An 18942-nucleotide genomic window follows, 5' to 3' on the forward strand; every position below is an offset into this window, starting at 1 on the left:
GCTCTTGCTACAGATCGAAGGTCTTCGCCAAAGCCTGCCGCGATCTCGGTCTCAAGCACGTCAGGACAAGGCCCTATACCCCCAAGACCAATGGCAAGGCCGAGCGCTTCATCCAGACGGCGCTGCGCGAATGGGCCTATGCCATTGCCTACCAGACATCCGATCACCGCGCCGCCGAATTGCCTGGCTGGTTGCACAGATACAATTGGCATCGCCCCCACGGCAGCCTAAAGTCAAAACCACCTATCAGTCGCCTCGCCCTAACCCAGGACAACCTGTTGAGGCTCCACAACTAGGCGACGTTTCTCGGATTTAGACGCTTTGAACTGAAAGGGGCCGGTACGATGACCGGCCCCCAACTCCTCCAAAGGGTTACCTTAAGCCTGCGATCAGGTGGCCGCAGCGCAGGCGGTATGGCCGACAGCGCCGTGACCATTCAGCGAGGCGCAGAGGCCCGTGAACTGGCCGCCGACCCAAGCGCCGATGGCAATGATCACCAGGATCGATGCCGCAGCGATGATGCCGATCAGGATCGAATATTCGACCATGGCCGCGCCGTTTTCTTCAGCGCTGAACGCCTTGGCGAGATTGAAAAGCTTCTTCATGCACTTCCCCCTGTTTACCCAAATCCGGACAGAGGTGCTCCTAAAGACAGCTCATCCCCCGGTCCCGCATCAATCCTTCTCCTGCATGCTGTTGGAGTCAAAGGAATTTTAGCAATTCGTTAACCTCGATGGAACGAGCGAGAGATATTAGCTATGGCTTAAGTTGCTGAAAAGCATAGCGAATCTTGCGGGTTAACTATCCGCACAGTTGCATGGCGGCAGCCATGCCAACTTTGAAGGGCAAATATAACCCGCTATTCAGCAGGCCTGACGACGCTGCTGTGACGGCTCAGCGCCATAGCCAGGAAAACCGGATGGCCGGTGCGCACGGGGTTCCCGTTGAGGGTTGGATGCGGCACCGGCCCAATGCGGTGGTAGCTTTCCTCCCGCGCCGGCAATCTAGTGGCGTATCCGCGACCGTTCAATTTGGACCGAGTGCCTAAAGGCGGCTAGGCCCAAAGGCGCAGCGCAGCGGTCGGCGGGCCTTTCTAGTGGACCTGTCGCCTATCCAGTGTTCGCCAAAAAAGTGGAGGGCCTGCGCCGGATTTCGAAGGCCAGCGTCACCGCGATTGCGACCGTAGCCACCAGGGTGGCCCCGGCAGCAGGATGAAGACCGGTCCAAAACGAGACCAGTATGACCGGAAAGTGCGTGGCGTAGAGCGGGTAGGAGAGTGCGCCGGCCCAGGCAGCCCATTGCGTGCGCGGCAGGCCGAGAGATGCCCGAACGAGGAAGGGACAGGCGGCCAACGTCCCGATTTCGAATGCGGCATTGGCAGATGCGACGCAGAGCAGCATCGCGAAGACAATCACCGCAGAAACAGGATGGTGTCCGAGCGGCGCATCGCCATAGCGGCGGAACATCCAGATGCCGGCGAGGTAGCAGGCCAGCTCGCGGGGAACCAGCCACAGGATCGACACGATACTGGCCCCCCAATGCATATGGCCTGCAGCGCCGCCCGCGGCGAGAAGGCCGCATAGTCCAGCCAGCATGAGAAGCCGCGCATTGGACAATCTCGCAAAGATCGCGCCATGCAGCATGTTGGCGATGATCTCCACAAACAGCGACCACGCCGGGACGTTCAAGGCGAATGCATAGGGACCGCCTGACGGCAGAAACAACAGGATCAGCAGATAGGCCACTGTCATCGAGATTGACGGGCCACGGATGGCGGCCGTCAGAACCAGTCCGATCGTCGAACCAATGGCAAGCGGAAGGAACAGGCGGCGGTATCGCAGCCCGATGAAGCCAAGCGTCGTCAGCCCGTCTCGCAAACGCTGCTCGTAGGTCCTGGTCATGACGAACCCGGACAGGATGAAGAACAGGTCGACGGCCACCGAATAGCCGATGGGAACGGGCGGGAGGTCGTAGGTCTCTATCAAATGGAACGTAGCCACGGCTAAAGCCGCGACTCCGCGCAGAGCTTCCAATCCGTAAAGTCTTCCCCCACCCATGCACGCAAAGGTGTGCCGGGAATTCTCCGAAGTCAATTTCCGCCATTGCCGAAGATCAACCCATTCGCCCCAAATCCTCTCGCACGGCGGCTCAGATTTCACGCCGCCTACCCGGCAGTCCTCATGCTGCTGCTGGGTGCCATCTCAGGCGTTCGTCCTGGCTCCGCAGCCTGGGCGGCGCTGGTGTCGAACGGACGGCGCCTGGCTGGCACGGAACCAATTTCAGCGACAGCGATTCGGCACTCTACGGCCGAACTCGGCCAAGGCGCCGCACTGGGCAGCCTGCCTTTCTGACCGGTGGGACTGACCTCAACGCAGGGCGCTGGCCGCTTCATATTAGTAGCTACTAAATCCGTTATCGTCCGAACGAACGACGCGTGAAGGTGCGCCGAGGAGCACAAGCGCGCCAATTGCTCACCGGAAGAAGAAATCCGATGTGGAGCTTCTGGGGCTACGTCGACGACCGGACGGCGGAGCCAGATCGCTGGATCGCAGCCGAGCACGCGAACCTGAATTCGCGTGGCCCCCTTATCGAGTCAGTTCCGAACTGGCGGCGAGACGGCAAAACGGCGACGGTGGATGGTTCGCCGGGCCATGGGATAAGCGATCTTGAAAGAAATGCGGCACTCGACGGCTTGAGGGCGGTCGCGATTGGCCTGGTTGTGGCGTTCCATTGCAACCGCGCCGTAGCGCCGGGCGGCTTTGTCGGGGTCGATATCTTTTTTGCGCTCTCCGGCTTCCTGATCACATCGATGCTGTGGGCCGAGCGCGCCTCGACAGGAACCATCGCATTCGGCCGGTTCTATCTGCGGCGCGCAATCCGTCTATGGCCGGCGCTGGTGCTGTCGCTCGCGGCCTATCTCGCTGTAGCACCGATCGTTTTCCCTCACTCTGCGGCGGTCCGTAACGCATTCTTGGCCGGCCTCTATCTTTCGGATTACTCGCGGGCATTCTGGGGCGTGCCTAGGGTGGAACTCAACCACACGTGGTCGCTCTCGGTCGAAGCGCATTTCTACCTGCTTTGGCCGGCAGTGATACTGCTTCTGGCGCGCTTCGCGGGACGAAGAGCATTCTTCGTCCTAATCATGGCCTTCCTGGCCGCGACGCTCTGGCGGATCATCGATCTTGGGCTTGGGCTCGATTTCTGGCGAACCTACTACCGGTTCGACACCCGCATGAGCGGTTTGATCCTCGGCGGCGCCGTCGCTGTGCTGCCGTGGCGGCCGACGTCGGCTTGGGCCGAGAGTCTCGGCATCGCCGGTCTCTGTGCGATCGCGTTGTCGCTCGCGACGTTGCAGTGGCAGACCGCTACTCCACTCACCATCGGCGGGATCCTTGTCGATCTCGCATCTGCATGCATCGTGCTCGCGCTGGCTGGGCCGGCCAAAACGGTCGTTGCCTGGATGCTCTCGCTGAGGCCAGTCGTTTATATCGGTCGGATCTCGTATTCGATCTATCTTTGGCACTATCCCATCATCATTGCGCTTCGGGCTGGCCCTACGGCGTCGCTCTCGTGGTGGGCATCACTCATCGTAGTCGCGGCCTCGATTACCATCGCGGCGCTATCTTATAGGTTTATCGAGAAGCCCCTGATCTCGGTGGGGCGAAGTTTCTATATGAGAAGCAAAGAGGGCCGGAGCGATGAACGCCAGCCCTCCGAAGGATTCCAAGGCTCAACCTCTGACCTGATCAGGTGGCGGCCGCGCAAGCCGTATAGCCTACGGCGCCGTGCCCGTTGAGCGATGCGCAGAGACCGGTGAACTGGCCGCCGACCCAAGCGCCGATGGCAATGATCACGAGGATCGAGGCAGCTGCGATGATGCCAATCAGGATCGAATATTCGACCATGGCGGCGCCGTTTTCATCGGCGACGAATTGCTTGAAGAGACTCTTCATGTGAACTTCCCCTGTTACCCATACCCGGACAGAGGTGCTCCTGAAGCTCATCCCCCGGTCCCGCAATGAGTCTGTTACCGGTAGGCTATTGGAGTCAAAGGGACATTAGCTACTTGTTAACCTTGTTCGCTTTGGCTTGGGTGCGATTTTTCTAAGCTAAATTATTGATTTATATAAATTATTAGGTGAATTAACTATTCGAGGAACATTCGCAATGCTCTCGCGATCGTGATCGCCAGCCATAATTGGCAAGTCTGAACCTCGCGTGCACTGGAAGACGTCTCGTTTGAGCGATGCCGGACGATAGGCAAGCTCCTGGCACGGGTCCAACTTCAGAGACAGCGATCTGGCGCTCGTATCAGGATCCCTAAGGCAGCCATACGAACGTGTCCTTGACGCCGGTCGCTCTTGATATGAAGTTTCCACCCACGATCGTCCCCGAGGCATCATGTGCAGGGACATGGAAGTGGCTGCGCGGCAGATGTTTGATGGCAACGGTTGACCGATCGGGCTTCAGAAAGGAAGACGCATGATTGTCCGTTTCTGGCGAGCCGTCGCCGGCTCCGACGCGGTGGTGGACGCCTATGCGGATCATCTTCGGCGCACGACTTTCGTGGAGATGGCCGAGCTCCCCGGACATCTCGGCGCGACGTTGGCGCGCAAGGTGAGGGGAGCCGACAGCGAGCTCGTCGTCATGAGTTTCTGGGCGGACATGGAGTCAGCGGCGCATTTCATCAAAGGTGAATTCGATGACGCGGTCGTCAAGCCGAGCACCCAGAAGCTGCTCAAATCGTTCGACCTCAAGATCGAGTTTTTCGAGACGCAGGTCTCGACGGGGATCGTTGGCGGGCATGATGCCGCAGGGTAGCCGAACTTGGCTACAGCAGCAAGAAATCTTGCTTGGGCACAGTCCATTTACAGTGTGGATGCTACTGGCATGTACTGGATATTGACTAAGCTTTACATTCCATACACTGTCTGAAGGCGATCACGTCGAGAATATCCGAGTAGACGTCGACCCGGTGTCGGCGAGGGGGCGAAATTGGGTGCTTTTTCACGCTTTTCAAGAAAGCTCGTTCTCAGCTTGGCAGCCGTCTTTGGTCTGGCGCTAGTTTCTCAGGCCGCCTCTGCCAAAGATCCTGATTTTGATGAGAGCCATGGATTTCTTCGCGTAGTAATTAACGGCAAACACTATCGTCTCGACAGCTATTCCGTGAAGCCGGCGGGGGCGAAAGGACCGCTGCCACTTGCTCTGATCACAAATGGCACTGGTAGTACATCAGCGGAAATCGCCGGTGAAAATACGACGAAATTCGAGCCACGCGCGCGCGACCTAGCAACAAGAGGTTGGCTTGCGGTTGTGGTTATTCGGAGAGGCTATGGTCGATCCGATGGCTCCATGCCAAGGGATGACTGCAGGAAACCTCATATCAAGCTGGATCTTGATCTGGCTGCGGACGATCTGCAGGCAGCTATCGATGTCCTAAAGGACCGACCGGACGTAGATGCATCTCGCATCATTGTTGTCGGCGGTTCCACAGGAGGCGCGACAGCCGTAGCGCTGGGAGCGCGCAATCCGCCTGGCGTGGTCGGTGTCGTAAGCGTCTCCGGAGGTCTGCGGTTCAACTGCGGAGCATGGGAAGACGAACTTCTCAAGGCATATAGAGAATATGGTGCCACCAGTCGTGTGCCCAACCTATGGCTATATGCCCAAAATGATAGCTATTTTGGACCGGACTTGGCGGAACGTTTGCGTGTTGCGTTTGCCAGTGGTGGTTCGACCGTGACTTTTTCCGAACTCGAGCCATTTAACAACGAAGGTCACAAGCTTCTTATCGATGGTGGAATGCAGTGGCTCGGAAAGTTGGATGATTTTCTCCGCAAGCGCGGCCTGCCGACCTGGAATTACTCCAACGTTTCACAGTTGATGAACCGGCTTGGTTTAACGCGAGACGAGTCAGTCATCGCGGATTATTTCACCGCCCCTACACCCAAAGCATTTGCCTTCTCTCCAAGCACTCAAAATTTCTACTACCTATATGATGGCAAATACGGCCTTGCCGCCAACCGTGATGCGGCACTGGCAGGTTGCGCGAAGGCGGAGAGCACCGATTGCGGGATCGTGATGGAGAACAACCGCTGGGTCGGGGCCGGGACGCAATAGAGCGCCGTCAACTAACCGGTCCGGGACACTGTAGAAGAGGATCTGGTACGCCCAAGGGGAATCGAACCCCTGTTACCGCCGTGAAAGGGCGGTGTCCTAACCGCTAGACGATGGGCGCGCTCAGACGAAGCGGCTTATAATTGCGTTGTTGGCAACCGGCAACCCATCTGGCGCCACAAGCGACAACTTTTTTCACGGCGCCGTGAAACGCGCGGGTTTGGGCGAAAAAAGTGGCTCGTGAGTGCGAACGCGGCTGAAGGGCAGGCCGGCTCAGCCGTCCTCGCCACCGCCGCTGCGGCGACGGCAGCGCCAGTTCCAGTCGCGCTCGGGGCCGACGTCGACATGGACGGATTCGGTGTGGCAGTAGGTGCCGACGCCGCCGCGGCCGGGCATGGTGCGGACGTAGTTCGCCAGGTCCCACTTCGAGACGCCGGGCACCTGGATGTCGGCGGCGGCGCAGTACATGTGCAGCGAATTCTTGGCGCCGTTTGCGCGGCGGTTGCGCGAGGGATCGCGGTAGCCGGAGGTGACGATCATCTTGCGGCCGAAATGGCCCTCGATCGTCTTCAGCACCCGCACCAGCGACGGTTTCAGGCAGGCGACGTCGACGCTTTCGTTCTGTCTCAGAAGGCCGTTGGGCGCGAGCCTGGCCATGCCGGCGGCCGAGGCCACCTGGTAGGAACCGCCGCCGCCCTCGTCCTCGTTGAGATCGACGTCGCTTTCGTCGTCGATGCCGGACTTGCGCTTGATTTCGAACAGCGCGGTCTGGCGTACGCCGGGCAGGGCGTCGGCGCCGGTGATGTGATTGGCTGGGTCGTCGAGCGAGGCGAGCTGCACCGGCTTTGCGGCCGACGTCGCGGAGGCCAGCTCGACGATCGGCTTGGCCGGCGGGGGTGGCGTGGTCTTTGCCTGCGCGGCGGGCTGATCGCCGGAACGTGCGTTGTTGATCAGCGGCGCGGGCGCGGCCGAGGCCGGCGCGGTGCTGAACAGCGAGGCGAACAGGCCCTTCTTCGGCGCGGCGATCTGCGGCTGCGTCGGCTCACCCGCGGTGACATAGACGCCATTGCTCATGGCCTGCGTGGTCGCCTGCGCCTTCGAGGCAACGGCGGTGGCATCGCCGGCGGCGACCTGCTGGGCGACGGTCTGCGTCTGTCCGCCCGTCTGCGCCGGCTGAACCAGCGGTTGCGGCGTGTTGCCGGCGATCGTGGCGGCGCCCGCGGGCACGGCGACGGCGGGGAAGGCGGCCTGCGGTCGCGTCTCCGGCACGTAGGCCACCTTTTCGGGCAAAGGCGTGTCGCCTTCGCTCATCACGGTCGATGCCGCGTCGGGGGTCGCGGATGCTGCCTGAACTGTCGAATCGGCCGTGGTAGCGGTCTTGGCGCCGGACGTTGCGCTCATCTCGCTGGCGGTCGCATTATAGGCGGGCGAGACGACCGACATGGTCGGGTCGCCGGTGGATGTGCAGGAGGCCAGGAGCACGGAGAAGAGCGCCGCCGCAATGCTGCGGCTCTCCCTTCGCCCTGGACGCCAACCTACTGATTTCAAAACAAATTCCCCCTCGGTATCCGGTCGGTTCGTCACCGCCACGCCACTCTGGAACCGCGTCGCGATAACCCTCCTGTTCCCAACCGGAAACGGGACGTGTGTCCAATCTGCAAGCCTCGGAATTATTCTGCGTCGGAAGGTGATTTGAGGCCGCTAATGCGATTGACGCCACCATTTCGCCCTGTTTTAGCGGCCCGTCAACTCACCAGACATTACAATCCGTTACACACGCACCTTGACATAGGTGCCCGGCGCATCTCCCAAGATTTTCATACGCTTGCCGGGTTTGCGGGCGGGTACGCGGATGTCGTCTTGGTTCTCGATCCAGTGCTGCCAGTGCGTCCACCAGGAGCCCGGATGCTCGTGCGCCGTGGCAAGCCAGGCGTTGAAGTCGCCCACCGGTTTGCCGCCGGTCCAGTACTGATACTTCTTGGCGGCGGGCGGGTTGACGACGCCGGCGATGTGGCCGGAACCCGCCATCACATATTCGACGTCGGCGCCGAAGAACTGCGATCCCACGAACACCGAAAGCGCCGGCGCGATGTGGTCCTCTTTCGTGGCCAGGTTGTAGACGGGGATGGTGATGTCTGCCAGCGAGACGGTGCGCCCGGCAAGCTCCATCGTGCCGCGAGAGAGATTGTTCTCGAGATAACAGTTGCGCAGATAGAAGGAGTGGTTGGCCGCCGCCATGCGCGTGGAATCGGAATTCCAGTAGAGCAGGTCGAAGGGCAGGGGCTCCTTGCCGCGCATGTAGTTGTTGACGACATAGGGCCAGATCAGATCGCCCGAGCGCAGCATGTTGAAGGCGGTCGCCATCTTGGTGCCGTCGAGATAGCCCTTCTCGCTCATCGAGCGCTCGACGGCGGCGACCTGATCCTCGTCGACGAAGACTTTCAGATCGCCGGCATAGGTGAAGTCGACCTGCGTGGTGAAGAAGGTGGCCGATTTGATGCGATGGTCGCCCTCCTGCGCCAGAAGCGCGAGCGCGGCGCCGAGCAGCGTGCCGCCGACGCAGTAGCCGATGGCGTTGACACCGCTCTCGCCCGTCGCCTTTTCCACCATGTCGAGGCCGAATTGCAGGCCTTCGCGGATATAGGCCTCCCAGCCCTTGGCGCCGTGGCGCTCGTCCGGGTTGATCCAGGAGATGACGAAGACGCTGTGGCCCTGCTCGATCGCCCAGCGGATGAAGGATTTCTGCGGGTTGAGGTCGAGGATGTAGTATTTGTTGATCCAGGGCGGGCAGATCAGCAGCGGCCGTTTCAGCACAGTCTCCGTCACCGGATCGTACTGGATGATCTCGGCGACATCGCTGCGGCCGATGACCTTGCCCGGCGTCGTCGCGATATTCTTGCCGATCTCGAAGGGCGTATAGTCCGCCTGACGCAGCTTCAGGTCGCCCTTGCCGGCGGCGATGTCCTCGGCAAGCATCTTCATGCCGCGCACGAGGTTTTCGCCGTTCGAGGCGACCGTTTCGCGGAACAGTTCCGGATTGGTCAGGATGAAGTTCGACGGCGCGATCGCGTTGGACACCTGCTTGACGTAGAAGCTCGCCTTGTGGCGGGTGTGATCGTCCAGGCCCTCGGCATGCTCGACGAGCTCGTTCGCCCAGCGCGAGGTGACGAGATAGGCCTGCTTCAGGAAGTCGAAGAAGGCATTGCGGCCCCACTCGGGATCCTGGAAGCGCTTGTCGCCGCGCTCCGGCTTGACCGCATCGTCGGCGGCTTCGGCGTTGGGCGTGACCTTCTGGATGGCGTTCGCCCAGACGGTCATATAGCCGGCGAACAGCCGCGTCTGCGCTTCCAGCGCGCGTTGCGGGTCGCCCAACCAGTATTCCGAGAGCTTGGAGAAGGTCTTGACCATGTCGACGACGGGTTCGGCGACATGATCGCGCACCTCGCCCTTCTCGCGCGGCTCGGCCCAGGCGGAAGCCGCCTTGCCCGCCTGCTCGACCATGCGCGCCATGTTCAGGGCGAAGCGCTCGGGGTCCTTCACCAGATATTGCTCAATGGCCGAAGGTCCGCCATTTTCCACTTTGTCCGAATCGTCAGGTTTGGACATGGTTCGCGGGGTTCCTCCCGGAGCGTTTTCTTGACATATTACCATGGGACATCTGACCGGGTCCATTTCGCTGTAACCCGGCTGCCAGGAAAACAATATGACGATTAATGTTGGCGGGACTTTTTTTCTCGGCGCGGGCCCGATTTGCCGCATGGCGGTCGTGGCGGGGCTGCTCGGCGCGCTGCTGCTCGCCGGCGGCTGCACCAGCACCAGTGCGAACAATGCGGCGCCGACGGCCTTGACCGAAGGCCCGAAGGACACCGGCTCCTATCCGAACCTCAACATCCCGCCGCAGGTGGCCGCCAAGCAGCTCACCAAGGAAGAGACCGCCGCTAACCTCGCGCAGCTCAAGGCCGAGGAGCAGGCGCAGTTATCCAAGGGCAAAGGCGTCAAACCGCCGGCGAATTCGGCGGCGCTCAACACCCTGGCCAAGACGCATGGCGGCGACACGCTGAAGCAGATCGAGGGCAAATGCGACCCGACCCTCGACCCTAACTGCAATTAGGTTTATATCGCGCGCCGAAACTCTGATGGTCTGGAACTGAAATGGAAGAATTTCACAAGGTCCGCCGGCTTCCGCCTTACGTCTTCGAGCAGGTCAACCGGCTGAAGGCCAGCGCCCGTTCGCGCGGCGCCGACATCATCGACCTTGGCATGGGCAATCCGGACCTGCCGACACCGAAGGCGATCGTCGACAAATTGTGCGAAGTGGTGCGCGATCCGCGCACGCATCGCTATTCCTCCTCGCGCGGCATTCCTGGCCTGCGCCGCGCTCAGGCCAACTACTACCAGCGTCGCTTCGGCGTGAAGCTGAATCCCGACACGCAGGTGGTGGCCACGCTGGGCTCGAAGGAAGGCTTCGCCAATATGGCGCAGGCGATCACCGCGCCTGGCGACGTCATCCTTTGCCCCAACCCGACCTATCCGATCCATGCCTTCGGCTTCATCATGTCGGGCGGCGTCATCCGCTCGCTGCAGGTCGAGCCCGATGACGGCTTCATCCCGGCGGTCGAGCGCGGCATCCGCCACTCGATCCCGAAGCCGCTGGCGCTGATCCTCAACTATCCGTCGAACCCGACGGCGCTTGTCGCTTCGCTCGACTTCTACAAGGACGTGGTCGCCTTCGCGAAGAAGAACGACATCATCATCCTGTCGGATCTCGCCTATTCGGAAATCTATTTCGACGGCAATCCGCCGCCTTCGGTGCTGCAGGTGCCGGGCGCGATGGATGTCTGCGTCGAGTTCACCTCGATGTCGAAGACCTTCTCGATGCCCGGCTGGCGCATGGGCTTCGCGGTCGGCAACGAGCGGCTGATCGCGGCGCTGACGCGCGTGAAATCCTATCTCGACTACGGCGCGTTCACGCCGATCCAGGTGGCGGCCGCGCATGCGCTGAACGGCGACGGCGCCGACATCGCCGAGGTGCGCGAGGTCTACCACAAGCGCCGCGACGTGATGGTCGATTCCTTCAGCCGCGCCGGCTGGACCATTCCGGCACCCGCAGCCTCGATGTTCGCCTGGGCGCCGATCCCCGAACAGTTCCGGCATCTCGGCTCGCTCGAATTCTCCAAGCTGCTCATCGAGCACGCGGATGTCGCGGTGGCGCCGGGTGTCGGCTTCGGCGAGCATGGCGACGACTATGTGCGCGTGGCGCTGGTCGAGAACGAGCACCGGATCCGCCAGGCGGCGCGCAACATCAAGAAGTTCCTCGCGACCACCGCCAAGCAGCCCAACAATGTGGTGCCGCTCGCCGCGCGCCGCTGAATTTGCCTGACATTTATTGAATTTGAGGGGCGTCGCCGGACATGGCTGAAGCGTTGCGTGTTGGAATTGCCGGCCTTGGCACGGTTGGCGCCTCGGTGGCGCGCGTGCTGCGCGACAAGGCGGCCGAGCTCACCCGCCAGTGCGGCCGCGACATCGTCGTAACGGCCGTTTCGGCCCGCGATGCAAAGCGCGACCGGGGCATCGACCTGAGCGCCGCGAAATGGTTCGACGACCCGGTCAAGCTGGCCGAAAAGGCCGACATCGATGTCTTCGTCGAACTGATCGGCGGCGACGAGGGGCCGGCGCGGCAGTCGGTGAAGGCGGCGCTCGAGGCCGGGCGCCATGTCGTCACCGCCAACAAGGCACTGCTTGCCAAGCATGGCGTGGCGCTGGCCGAGATCGCCGAGAAGAAGGGCGTGCTGCTCAACTACGAGGCGGCGGTGGCCGGCGGCATCCCGGTCATCAAGACGATGCGCGAGGCGATGGCCGGCAACGCGGTGACGCGCGTCTTCGGCATCCTCAACGGCACTTGCAATTACATCCTGACCCGCATGGAGGCCGAAGGCATTTCCTTCGATGCCTGCCTCAAGGATGCGCAGCGGCTCGGCTACGCCGAGGCCGATCCGACCTTCGACATCGAGGGCCACGACACGGCGCACAAATTGTCGATCCTGACCAGCCTTGCCTTCGGCACCAGGATCGCAGCCAACGATATCTATATGGAAGGCATCTCCAACATCACCCAGGCCGACATCCGCGCGGCCGGCGATCTCGGATACCGCATCAAGCTGCTTGGCGTCGCGCAGCGCACCGATAGCGGCATCGAGCAGCGCGTGCATCCGACCATGGTGCCGACGGCTTCGGTCATCGCGCAGGTGCATGGCGTCATCAACGCGGTGGCGATCGAAACCGACATCCTGGGCGAACTCCTGCTTTCCGGCCCGGGCGCCGGCGGCAACGCCACCGCCTCGGCGGTAATCGGCGATATTGCCGATATCGCCAAGAGCCGGCCCGGCTTCCAGCATGCTCCGGTGTTCGGCTGGCCGGCGAAGGAACTGAAGCCATACAAGAAGGCGCGGATGCGCAGCCATGCCGGCGGCTACTTCATCCGGCTCACCGTGCATGACCGCACGGGTGTCTTCGCAGCCATCGCCAAGCGCATGGCCGACAACGACATCTCGCTGGAATCGATCGTGCAGCAGGCGGCCGGCCCGGAAACGCAGGCGCAGAAGACGGTGATCCTCGTTACCCACGAGACGACGGAAGCGGCGGTGCGCAAGGCCGTCGAAGGCATCACCAAGGACGGTCATCTGACCGACAAGCCGCAGGTGATCCGCATCGAACGGGCCGAATAGCTCCAATTTGATTTCACGCATGTCTTCGGCCCGAAACCGGTCTCCACTTTCGGGAGACATGCGCGGTCGCAATCCGCCTTTAATCGATTGATTTTGCTGCCCTTTCAAAAAGTGACGCAGCCAGTCTTGCCGTTGTCATGGAGCTTTGCCAGAAGAAGCCCGCCTCTGGCGGGAGGCGGGAGCAAGTCTGGGAAAGTCGCTCCGGAATTGCTCGAAGCGAACAGTCAAACGAGGAATGCGAAATCCATGAACATCGCCCAGAACATCGGTGCCGGTCTCGACCGGATCCTTACGATGGAAGTCGTGCGCGTCACCGAGCGGGCGGCCGTGGCGGCCGCCAGGCTGCGCGGGCGCGGCGATGAGAAAGCCGCCGACCAGGTGGCGGTCGACGCGATGCGCCAGGAACTCAACCGGCTGGCGATCAAGGGCACGGTGGTGATCGGCGAGGGCGAGCGCGACGAGGCGCCGATGCTCTATATCGGTGAGGAAGTCGGCAGCGGCAAAGGCCCGGCGGTCGACATCGCGCTCGATCCGCTGGAAGGCACGACGATCTGCGCCAAGAACCTGCCCAACGCGCTGGCCGTCATCGCCATTGCCGAGAAGGGCAGCCTGCTGTTCGCGCCGGACGTCTACATGGACAAGATCGCCATCGGCCCGGGCTATCCGGAAGGCCTGATCGACATCGATGCCTCGCCGGCGGAAAACCTCGCCAATCTGGCCAAGGCCAAAGGCGTGGCCGTCTCCGACATCACCGCCTGCATCCTCGACCGGCCGCGCCACGCCAAGCTGATCGACGCCGTGCGCGCCACGGGCGCCGCGATCCGGCTGATCGGCGACGGCGATGTCGCCGGCGTCATCCACACCACCGACCCTGACGAGACCGGCATCGACATCTATCTCGGCACCGGCGGCGCGCCGGAAGGCGTGCTGGCCGCGGCGGCGCTGCGCTGCACCGGCGGGCAGATGCTGGGCCGGCTGATCCTCGACACGCCCGAGAAGGTGGCGAGGGCGCAGAAGATGGGCATTTCCGATCCGAAGCGGATTTATCGCGCTTCAGACATGGCGCGCGGCGACGTGCTGTTCGCGGCGACCGGCGTCACCGACGGCAACCTGCTCGACGGGGTGAAGTTCGGTCGCACCTTCATCACCACCCACACCATCGTGCTGCGCTCGTCCTCGCGCACGGTGCGCGAGATCAAGGCGCGTCACCAGGATCTGGACAAGTTCTGATTTCTGCGGCTTGAACGCTTTTCGCGCCGTTCGGGGAAAACCGTTCCACACTTTTCCCCGGATTGCGCACGTTCCTGGAATTGCTCCGGCCGCCGTGTGTTGATATCTGCGCAGTCATGATGTGCAGACGGCGCGTCGCATGACGGGCGAGAAACGGTTCTTCCTCGATGTCAGGCAATCGGCGACCGGTGTTTCCTGGGAACACCGGCTGACCGAGCGGCAGGACATGGCCGCCTTGGCGATCGCGCAGGGTCATGGCGTGCCCGATGTCGTGGCGCGGGTGCTGGCCGGGCGCGGCGTGACCGCGGAGCAGACCGAGCGCTTCCTCGACCCGACCATACGCGAGCTTCTGCCAAACCCGGCATCGCTGACCGATATGGAGAAGGCGGCGGCGCGGCTGGCGGAGGCGATCGTCGCCGGCGAAAAAGTGGCGATCTTCGGCGATTACGACGTCGACGGCGCCGTCTCGTCGGCGCTCATCAAACGCTTTCTCACGCATTTTTCGGTATCGTCCGAGATCTACATCCCGGACCGTATCTTCGAGGGCTACGGGCCTAACCCGGAAGCGATGCGGGAGCTGATCGCGCGCGGCGCGAAGCTGATCGTCACCGTCGACTGCGGCACCAACAGTGCGACCTCGATCGAGGCGGCCAGAGAGGCCGGCGCCGATGTCGTGGTGCTCGATCATCACCAGGTCGGCGGGCCGCTGCCGGCTGCCGACGCGGTGGTCAATCCCAATCGCGAGGACGATCTGTCTGGGCAAGGGCATCTCTGCGCCGCCGGTGTCGTTTTCCTGTGCCTTGTGCAGACGGCGAAGGTGCTGCGCGAAAGGCTGCCCAACGCCGCGCCGCCCGATCTGCTTTCGCTGCTCGACCTCGTCGCGCTGGCAACCGTCTGCGACGTGGTGCCGCTCACCGGCGTCAACCGTGCCTTCGTGGTCAAGGGACTGCAGGTGGCGCGCCAGCAGAAGAATGAGGGGCTGGCGGCGTTGGCGCGGGTCTCGCGCATCGGCGAGCCGATCAACACCTTCCATCTCTCCTTCCTGATCGGGCCGCGCATCAATGCCGGCGGCCGCATTGGTGATGCGGCCCTCGGCAGCCGGCTTTTGGCCACCGATGATCCTGTCGAGGCGGCAAGCATCGCCGAGACGCTCGACCGGCTGAACCAGGAACGGCAGCAGATGGAGCAGGAGATGCTGGCGCAGGCGCGCGCCGAGGCCGACGCGGAACTTGCCGGCGGCAATGGTCCCGCAATCATCGTCACCGCCAGCAACAGCTGGCATCCGGGCATCGTCGGGTTGATCGCTTCGCGGCTCAAGGACTATGCGCGCCGGCCTGCCTTTGCCATCGCCTTCAATTCGACCGGCATCGGCACCGGCTCAGGGCGCTCGGTGACCGGCTTCGATCTTGGCCGGCTGGTGCGCGAGGCGGCCGAGGCCGGGCTGATCGTCAAGGGCGGCGGCCATGCGATGGCCGCCGGCATCACCGTCGAGCGCGCCAAGCTCGGCGACCTGCGCGCCTTCTTCGAAGCGCGGGCGGCGGCCGATGTGTTCCGACTGCAGAGCGAGGAAAGCCTGGCGATCGACGGCGCCTTGGCCGCCGAGGGCGCTACGATCACGCTGCTCGATGCGCTGGAGAAGGCCGGACCGTTCGGCGCCGGACACATCGCGCCGGTGTTCGTGCTGCCGCGCCACCGGCTGACCGACGCGCGTGCGATCGGCACCAATCACATTCGCGTCGACCTGCAGTCGCAAAGCGGCGGCAACATCCAGGCGATCGCGTTCCGCGCCGTCGACACGGCGCTTGGCGAGTTCCTGTTCAGGAATAGAGGCAGGACCGTGCACATCGCCGGTTCGCTGTCGGGCAATTACTGGAACGGCAACCGCACGGTGCAGTTTCGCATCAGCGACGCGGCCTTAGCATAACGAGGATACCCGGAAATTCACACGAGAACGGATTGCAGCCGGATCAACTCGCTGATCTGCGACTTCGTCGCCTGGTAGCCGAGGCTGATCGCCTCGTCGGCGCGGTGGAATTCGGTGAGGCCGATATGGCTGAGCTTCGGCTGCAGCGACATATCCGGCGGGTCGCCGGCGAGGCGCGCGCGCGAAATCCGGTCCTGGATGATGTTGAAGGCTTCGACCATGACGCCGGTGATGCCGAGGCGCGTTTGGTGTGATTGGTGATGGGGCTGGCCAGGGCGCGGCGCATCGTTCTCGACGACCAGCTCGCCGGCGCTATGCTTGATGACGGCGGCGCGTCCGAACAGGTCGTAGTGCAGGTTGACCGCCACGACCAGCGGCTGCTCATAGGCGCGGCAGACCGAGACCGGCACCGGATTGACCAGCGCACCGTCGACCAGCACGCGGCCGTTGCAGGCCACCGGCTCGAAGACGCCGGGCAGCGCATAGGAGGCGCGCATGGCGGTGACCAGCGAGCCGCTCGACAGCCAGATCTCGTGGCCGGTGCGAATTTCGGAAGCGACCGCGACGAAGGGTTTCGGCAAATCATCGAAGCGGGCGCCGTCGAGGTGCTCGCGCAGGCGCTGGTCGAGCTTCATGCCGCCGAACAGGCCACTGCCGCGCAGATTGAGGTCGAGCAGGCCGAAGATACGCCGCTTGGTCAGGCTCCTGGCGAATTCCTCCAGCTCGTCCAGCTTGCCGGCCAGATAGCAGCCGCCGACCAGGGCGCCGACCGAGGTGCCGGCGATCATCGACACTTCGATGCCGGCCTCGTCGAGCGCGCGCAGCACGCCGATGTGGGCCCAACCGCGCGCGCAGCCGCCGCCGAGCGCCAACGAGATGCCTGTCTTCATCGGTGGTTTCGGACCGGGCGCGCCGCCGGACGAGGAGGGGCCGTTGGCCTCCCGAACGTCAGCTTTGCTGCGCAATGACGCCCATTCGAGCATCACGATCTCCCTTGTCCCATATCCCTTCTACCAAAAGGATATTTGAGAATAGTGAATCTGAGTGGTTTGTGAATATTGAATGGTTCACACCGGCTTCAGATACGTCTTGTCCGTATCGAACAGCGGCTTGCTGCCGTCGTCGGCAAGCGTCGCCTTGCCGTCGTTCAGCCCCACCGTCCGATAGAAACAGGAACGCCGGCCGGTGTGACAGGTTGCGTCGTGGCCCAACACTTTAACGCGCAACCATATCGCGTCCTGGTCACAATCCGTGCGCATCTCGACGACGTGCTGGAAATTGCCCGACGTCTCGCCCTTCTTCCACAGCGCGCTGCGCGAGCGCGACCAGTAGTGGGCGATGCCGGTCTCGAGCGTGAGCGCCAGCGCCTCGGCGTTCATATGCGCGACCATCAAAAGCATGCCGTCCGCGGCGTCGGTCACGACGACGGTGACGAGGCCCGCGACGTCGAAGCGCGGAGAAAGGAGAGCGCCTTCCTCCAGCGCTTTCTTGTCTGACGGAGCTTTTGGAAATTCGACTGCCGACATCGCCGGTCCATCTTTCTGTTTGGCCATGATCTTATCCGAAAACCGGTCTCCACTTTTCGGGATCATGGCCTGATGGGCCGGCGACGGCCGGCGATCAGCCGCCGGCGCGCACCATGGTGACGAAGCGGACCTGCTCCTCGGGCGTGTCCTTGAAGACGCCGGTGAAGGTTGAGGTCAGCGTGGTCGAATCCTGCTTGCGGATGCCGCGCATGGCCATGCACATATGCTCGGCCTCGAGCATGACGGCGACGCCGCGCGGGTTGAGCACGTCCTGGATGACGCCGGCGATCTGCGCGGTCATCGCCTCCTGCGTCTGCAGGCGATGCGCGAAGATGTCGACGACGCGGGCGATCTTCGACAGGCCGACGACCTTGCCGTCCGGCAGATAGCCGACATGCGCCTTGCCGATGATCGGCACCATGTGATGCTCGCAATGCGAGTGGAACTTTATGTTCCTGACGATGACGAGGTCGTCATAGCCGGCGACCTCCTCGAAGGTGCGGCCAAGCTCGTCGGCCGGGCACATGTCATAGCCGTTGAACATCTCGCGGAAGGCTTTGGTGACGCGCTTCGGCGTATCGATCAGACCTTCGCGTTCGGGGTTGTCGCCGGTCCAGCGCAAGAGCGTGCGCACGGCGGCTTCGACCTCGGCCTCGGTCGGCCGGTCGGTGACCGGCTTTTCCATATATTCGGACGGGGGCATGATTTTCTTGATGACGGCATCCATAAAGGCGTCTCCCGTAGTCCCACTCAAAGGTGGAACGAGTTGAACGGACCACGACCTTTTGGGTGAAAATCGCCCATTTCCATCCCGCAAGCGGCGTGAACATTTGAGCAGGGACAATGGCTTGTCGTCGCCTTGTCGATGCCCGATTGCCACCATTATATATGGTTCAAGCAGCGCGAAAGGAAGACGCGAGAGCGGCAAAGCCTGTTCGCTGGGCGGCGACGGATTGGAAAAATATGATCGACGACGTCTACAATGCGAAAATTCTCGGCTTCGCCGGAAACATAGGGCGGATCGGCCGACTCGACGATGCCGACGCGACGGCCAAAGCGCATTCCAAATTGTGCGGCTCGACAGTCACCGTCGATCTCAAGATGGACGGCGATGTGGTCACCGATTTCGCACATGACGTGAAGGCCTGCGCGCTCGGCCAGGCCTCGTCCTCGATCATGGCTCAGCATGTGGTCGGCGCCAGCGCCGACGAATTGCGCGCCGTGCGCGAAACCATGCTGAAGATGCTCAAGGAGAACGGCGCGCCGCCGGAAGGCCGCTTCGCCGACCTCAAATATCTGGAGCCGGTGCGCGACTACAAGGCACGCCATGCCTCGACCATGCTGACCTTCGACGCGGTGGTCGACGCGATCGGCCAGATCGAGAAGAAGCGCGCCGGACAGGCGGCTTAAAGAACGCCGAACA

At 62.6% G+C, this 18942-nt stretch carries 18 protein-coding genes and 1 tRNA gene; 10 read left to right on the forward strand and 9 right to left on the reverse strand.

The window, feature by feature from the left end:
- A partial coding sequence (locus DPM33_RS31075; protein WP_146770350.1) for an integrase core domain-containing protein occupies positions 1-296 on the forward strand: 296 nt, incomplete at its 5' end.
- A 93-nt stretch (positions 297-389) separates the two neighbouring features.
- Here the strand turns inward: DPM33_RS31075 and DPM33_RS31080 are convergent.
- Together DPM33_RS31080 and DPM33_RS31085 are read right to left on the reverse strand one after the other, a co-directional pair.
- Positions 390-605, reverse strand: coding sequence for a Flp family type IVb pilin (locus DPM33_RS31080; protein WP_112101188.1), 216 nt, complete (start codon positions 603-605; stop codon positions 390-392).
- 504 nt (positions 606-1109) lie between these two features.
- Positions 1110-2057 (reverse strand): acyltransferase family protein, encoded by a 948-nt coding sequence (locus DPM33_RS31085; RefSeq protein WP_112101189.1) that lies wholly within the window; start codon positions 2055-2057, stop codon positions 1110-1112.
- Between the two features lie 377 nt (positions 2058-2434).
- Between DPM33_RS31085 and DPM33_RS31090 the strand changes: the two genes are divergently transcribed.
- Positions 2435-3796, forward strand: a complete 1362-nt coding sequence (locus DPM33_RS31090) for an acyltransferase family protein (protein ID WP_146770352.1) — start codon at positions 2435-2437, stop codon at positions 3794-3796.
- On the opposite strand, the gene DPM33_RS31095 is transcribed toward DPM33_RS31090, so the two are convergent.
- Complete coding sequence (locus tag DPM33_RS31095) at positions 3747-3953, reverse strand: Flp family type IVb pilin (RefSeq protein ID WP_112101191.1); 207 nt, start codon at positions 3951-3953, stop codon at positions 3747-3749. The two genes, DPM33_RS31090 and DPM33_RS31095, sit on opposite strands and share 50 nt — an antisense overlap.
- 529 nt (positions 3954-4482) lie before the next feature.
- Here DPM33_RS31095 and DPM33_RS31100 point away from each other — a divergent pair.
- Together DPM33_RS31100 and DPM33_RS31105 are read left to right on the forward strand one after the other, a co-directional pair.
- Entirely contained in the window at positions 4483-4821 is a 339-nt protein-coding gene (locus DPM33_RS31100; RefSeq protein WP_112101192.1) for a hypothetical protein, read from the forward strand.
- A 174-nt stretch (positions 4822-4995) separates the two neighbouring features.
- Positions 4996-6117 (forward strand): alpha/beta hydrolase family protein, encoded by a 1122-nt coding sequence (locus DPM33_RS31105; protein ID WP_112101193.1) that lies wholly within the window; start codon positions 4996-4998, stop codon positions 6115-6117.
- A gap of 43 nt (positions 6118-6160) precedes the next feature.
- Here the strand turns inward: DPM33_RS31105 and DPM33_RS31110 are convergent.
- The 3 genes from DPM33_RS31110 to phaC all read right to left on the reverse strand — a co-directional run bounded on the left by DPM33_RS31110 (position 6161) and on the right by phaC (position 9720).
- A tRNA-Glu gene (locus DPM33_RS31110) sits at positions 6161-6235 on the reverse strand.
- Positions 6236-6387: 152 nt separating this feature from the next.
- Positions 6388-7557: a YcbK family protein gene (locus DPM33_RS31115; protein WP_167449277.1), complete on the reverse strand. Its 1170-nt coding sequence runs from the start codon at positions 7555-7557 to the stop codon at positions 6388-6390.
- Between the two features lie 327 nt (positions 7558-7884).
- Positions 7885-9720, reverse strand: a complete 1836-nt coding sequence (gene phaC, locus DPM33_RS31120; RefSeq protein ID WP_112101195.1) for a class I poly(R)-hydroxyalkanoic acid synthase — start codon at positions 9718-9720, stop codon at positions 7885-7887.
- Positions 9721-9817: 97 nt separating this feature from the next.
- On the opposite strand from phaC, the gene DPM33_RS31125 reads away from it, so the two are divergent.
- The 5 genes from DPM33_RS31125 to recJ all read left to right on the forward strand — a co-directional run bounded on the left by DPM33_RS31125 (position 9818) and on the right by recJ (position 15993).
- The gene (locus DPM33_RS31125; protein WP_167449276.1) at positions 9818-10225 is read left to right on the forward strand and encodes a hypothetical protein; all 408 of its coding nucleotides are present in this window, start codon (positions 9818-9820) and stop codon (positions 10223-10225) included.
- Positions 10226-10266: 41 nt separating this feature from the next.
- Positions 10267-11484 (forward strand): LL-diaminopimelate aminotransferase, encoded by a 1218-nt coding sequence (locus tag DPM33_RS31130; protein WP_112101196.1) that lies wholly within the window; start codon positions 10267-10269, stop codon positions 11482-11484.
- A gap of 41 nt (positions 11485-11525) precedes the next feature.
- Positions 11526-12839 carry a homoserine dehydrogenase gene (locus DPM33_RS31135; RefSeq protein ID WP_112101197.1) on the forward strand — a complete coding sequence of 438 codons (1314 nt, stop codon included), beginning with the start codon at positions 11526-11528 and terminating at the stop codon, positions 12837-12839.
- Between the two features lie 246 nt (positions 12840-13085).
- Positions 13086-14069: a class II fructose-bisphosphatase gene (gene glpX / locus DPM33_RS31140; RefSeq protein ID WP_112101198.1), complete on the forward strand. Its 984-nt coding sequence runs from the start codon at positions 13086-13088 to the stop codon at positions 14067-14069.
- A 139-nt stretch (positions 14070-14208) separates the two neighbouring features.
- Positions 14209-15993 carry a single-stranded-DNA-specific exonuclease RecJ gene (gene recJ, locus DPM33_RS31145; protein ID WP_112101199.1) on the forward strand — a complete coding sequence of 595 codons (1785 nt, stop codon included), beginning with the start codon at positions 14209-14211 and terminating at the stop codon, positions 15991-15993.
- A gap of 17 nt (positions 15994-16010) precedes the next feature.
- Here recJ and DPM33_RS31150 read toward each other — a convergent pair whose 3' ends face one another.
- The 3 genes from DPM33_RS31150 to folE all read right to left on the reverse strand — a co-directional run bounded on the left by DPM33_RS31150 (position 16011) and on the right by folE (position 18246).
- A complete protein-coding gene (locus DPM33_RS31150; protein WP_112101200.1) occupies positions 16011-16976 on the reverse strand; it encodes a patatin family protein in 966 nt (321 codons plus the stop codon).
- 84 nt (positions 16977-17060) lie between these two features.
- Positions 17061-17519, reverse strand: coding sequence for a phosphoribosyl-AMP cyclohydrolase (gene hisI, locus DPM33_RS31155; protein WP_112101257.1), 459 nt, complete (start codon positions 17517-17519; stop codon positions 17061-17063).
- A gap of 94 nt (positions 17520-17613) precedes the next feature.
- Positions 17614-18246, reverse strand: a complete 633-nt coding sequence (gene folE / locus DPM33_RS31160) for a GTP cyclohydrolase I FolE (protein ID WP_112101201.1) — start codon at positions 18244-18246, stop codon at positions 17614-17616.
- Between the two features lie 236 nt (positions 18247-18482).
- Between folE and DPM33_RS31165 the strand changes: the two genes are divergently transcribed.
- Entirely contained in the window at positions 18483-18929 is a 447-nt protein-coding gene (locus tag DPM33_RS31165) for an iron-sulfur cluster assembly scaffold protein (protein WP_112101202.1), read from the forward strand.
- Positions 18930-18942 lie beyond the last annotated feature (13 nt).

The sequence above is a fragment of the Mesorhizobium hawassense genome (genome assembly GCF_003289945.1).
GTDB classification, from domain to species: Bacteria; Pseudomonadota; Alphaproteobacteria; order Rhizobiales; family Rhizobiaceae; genus Mesorhizobium; species Mesorhizobium hawassense.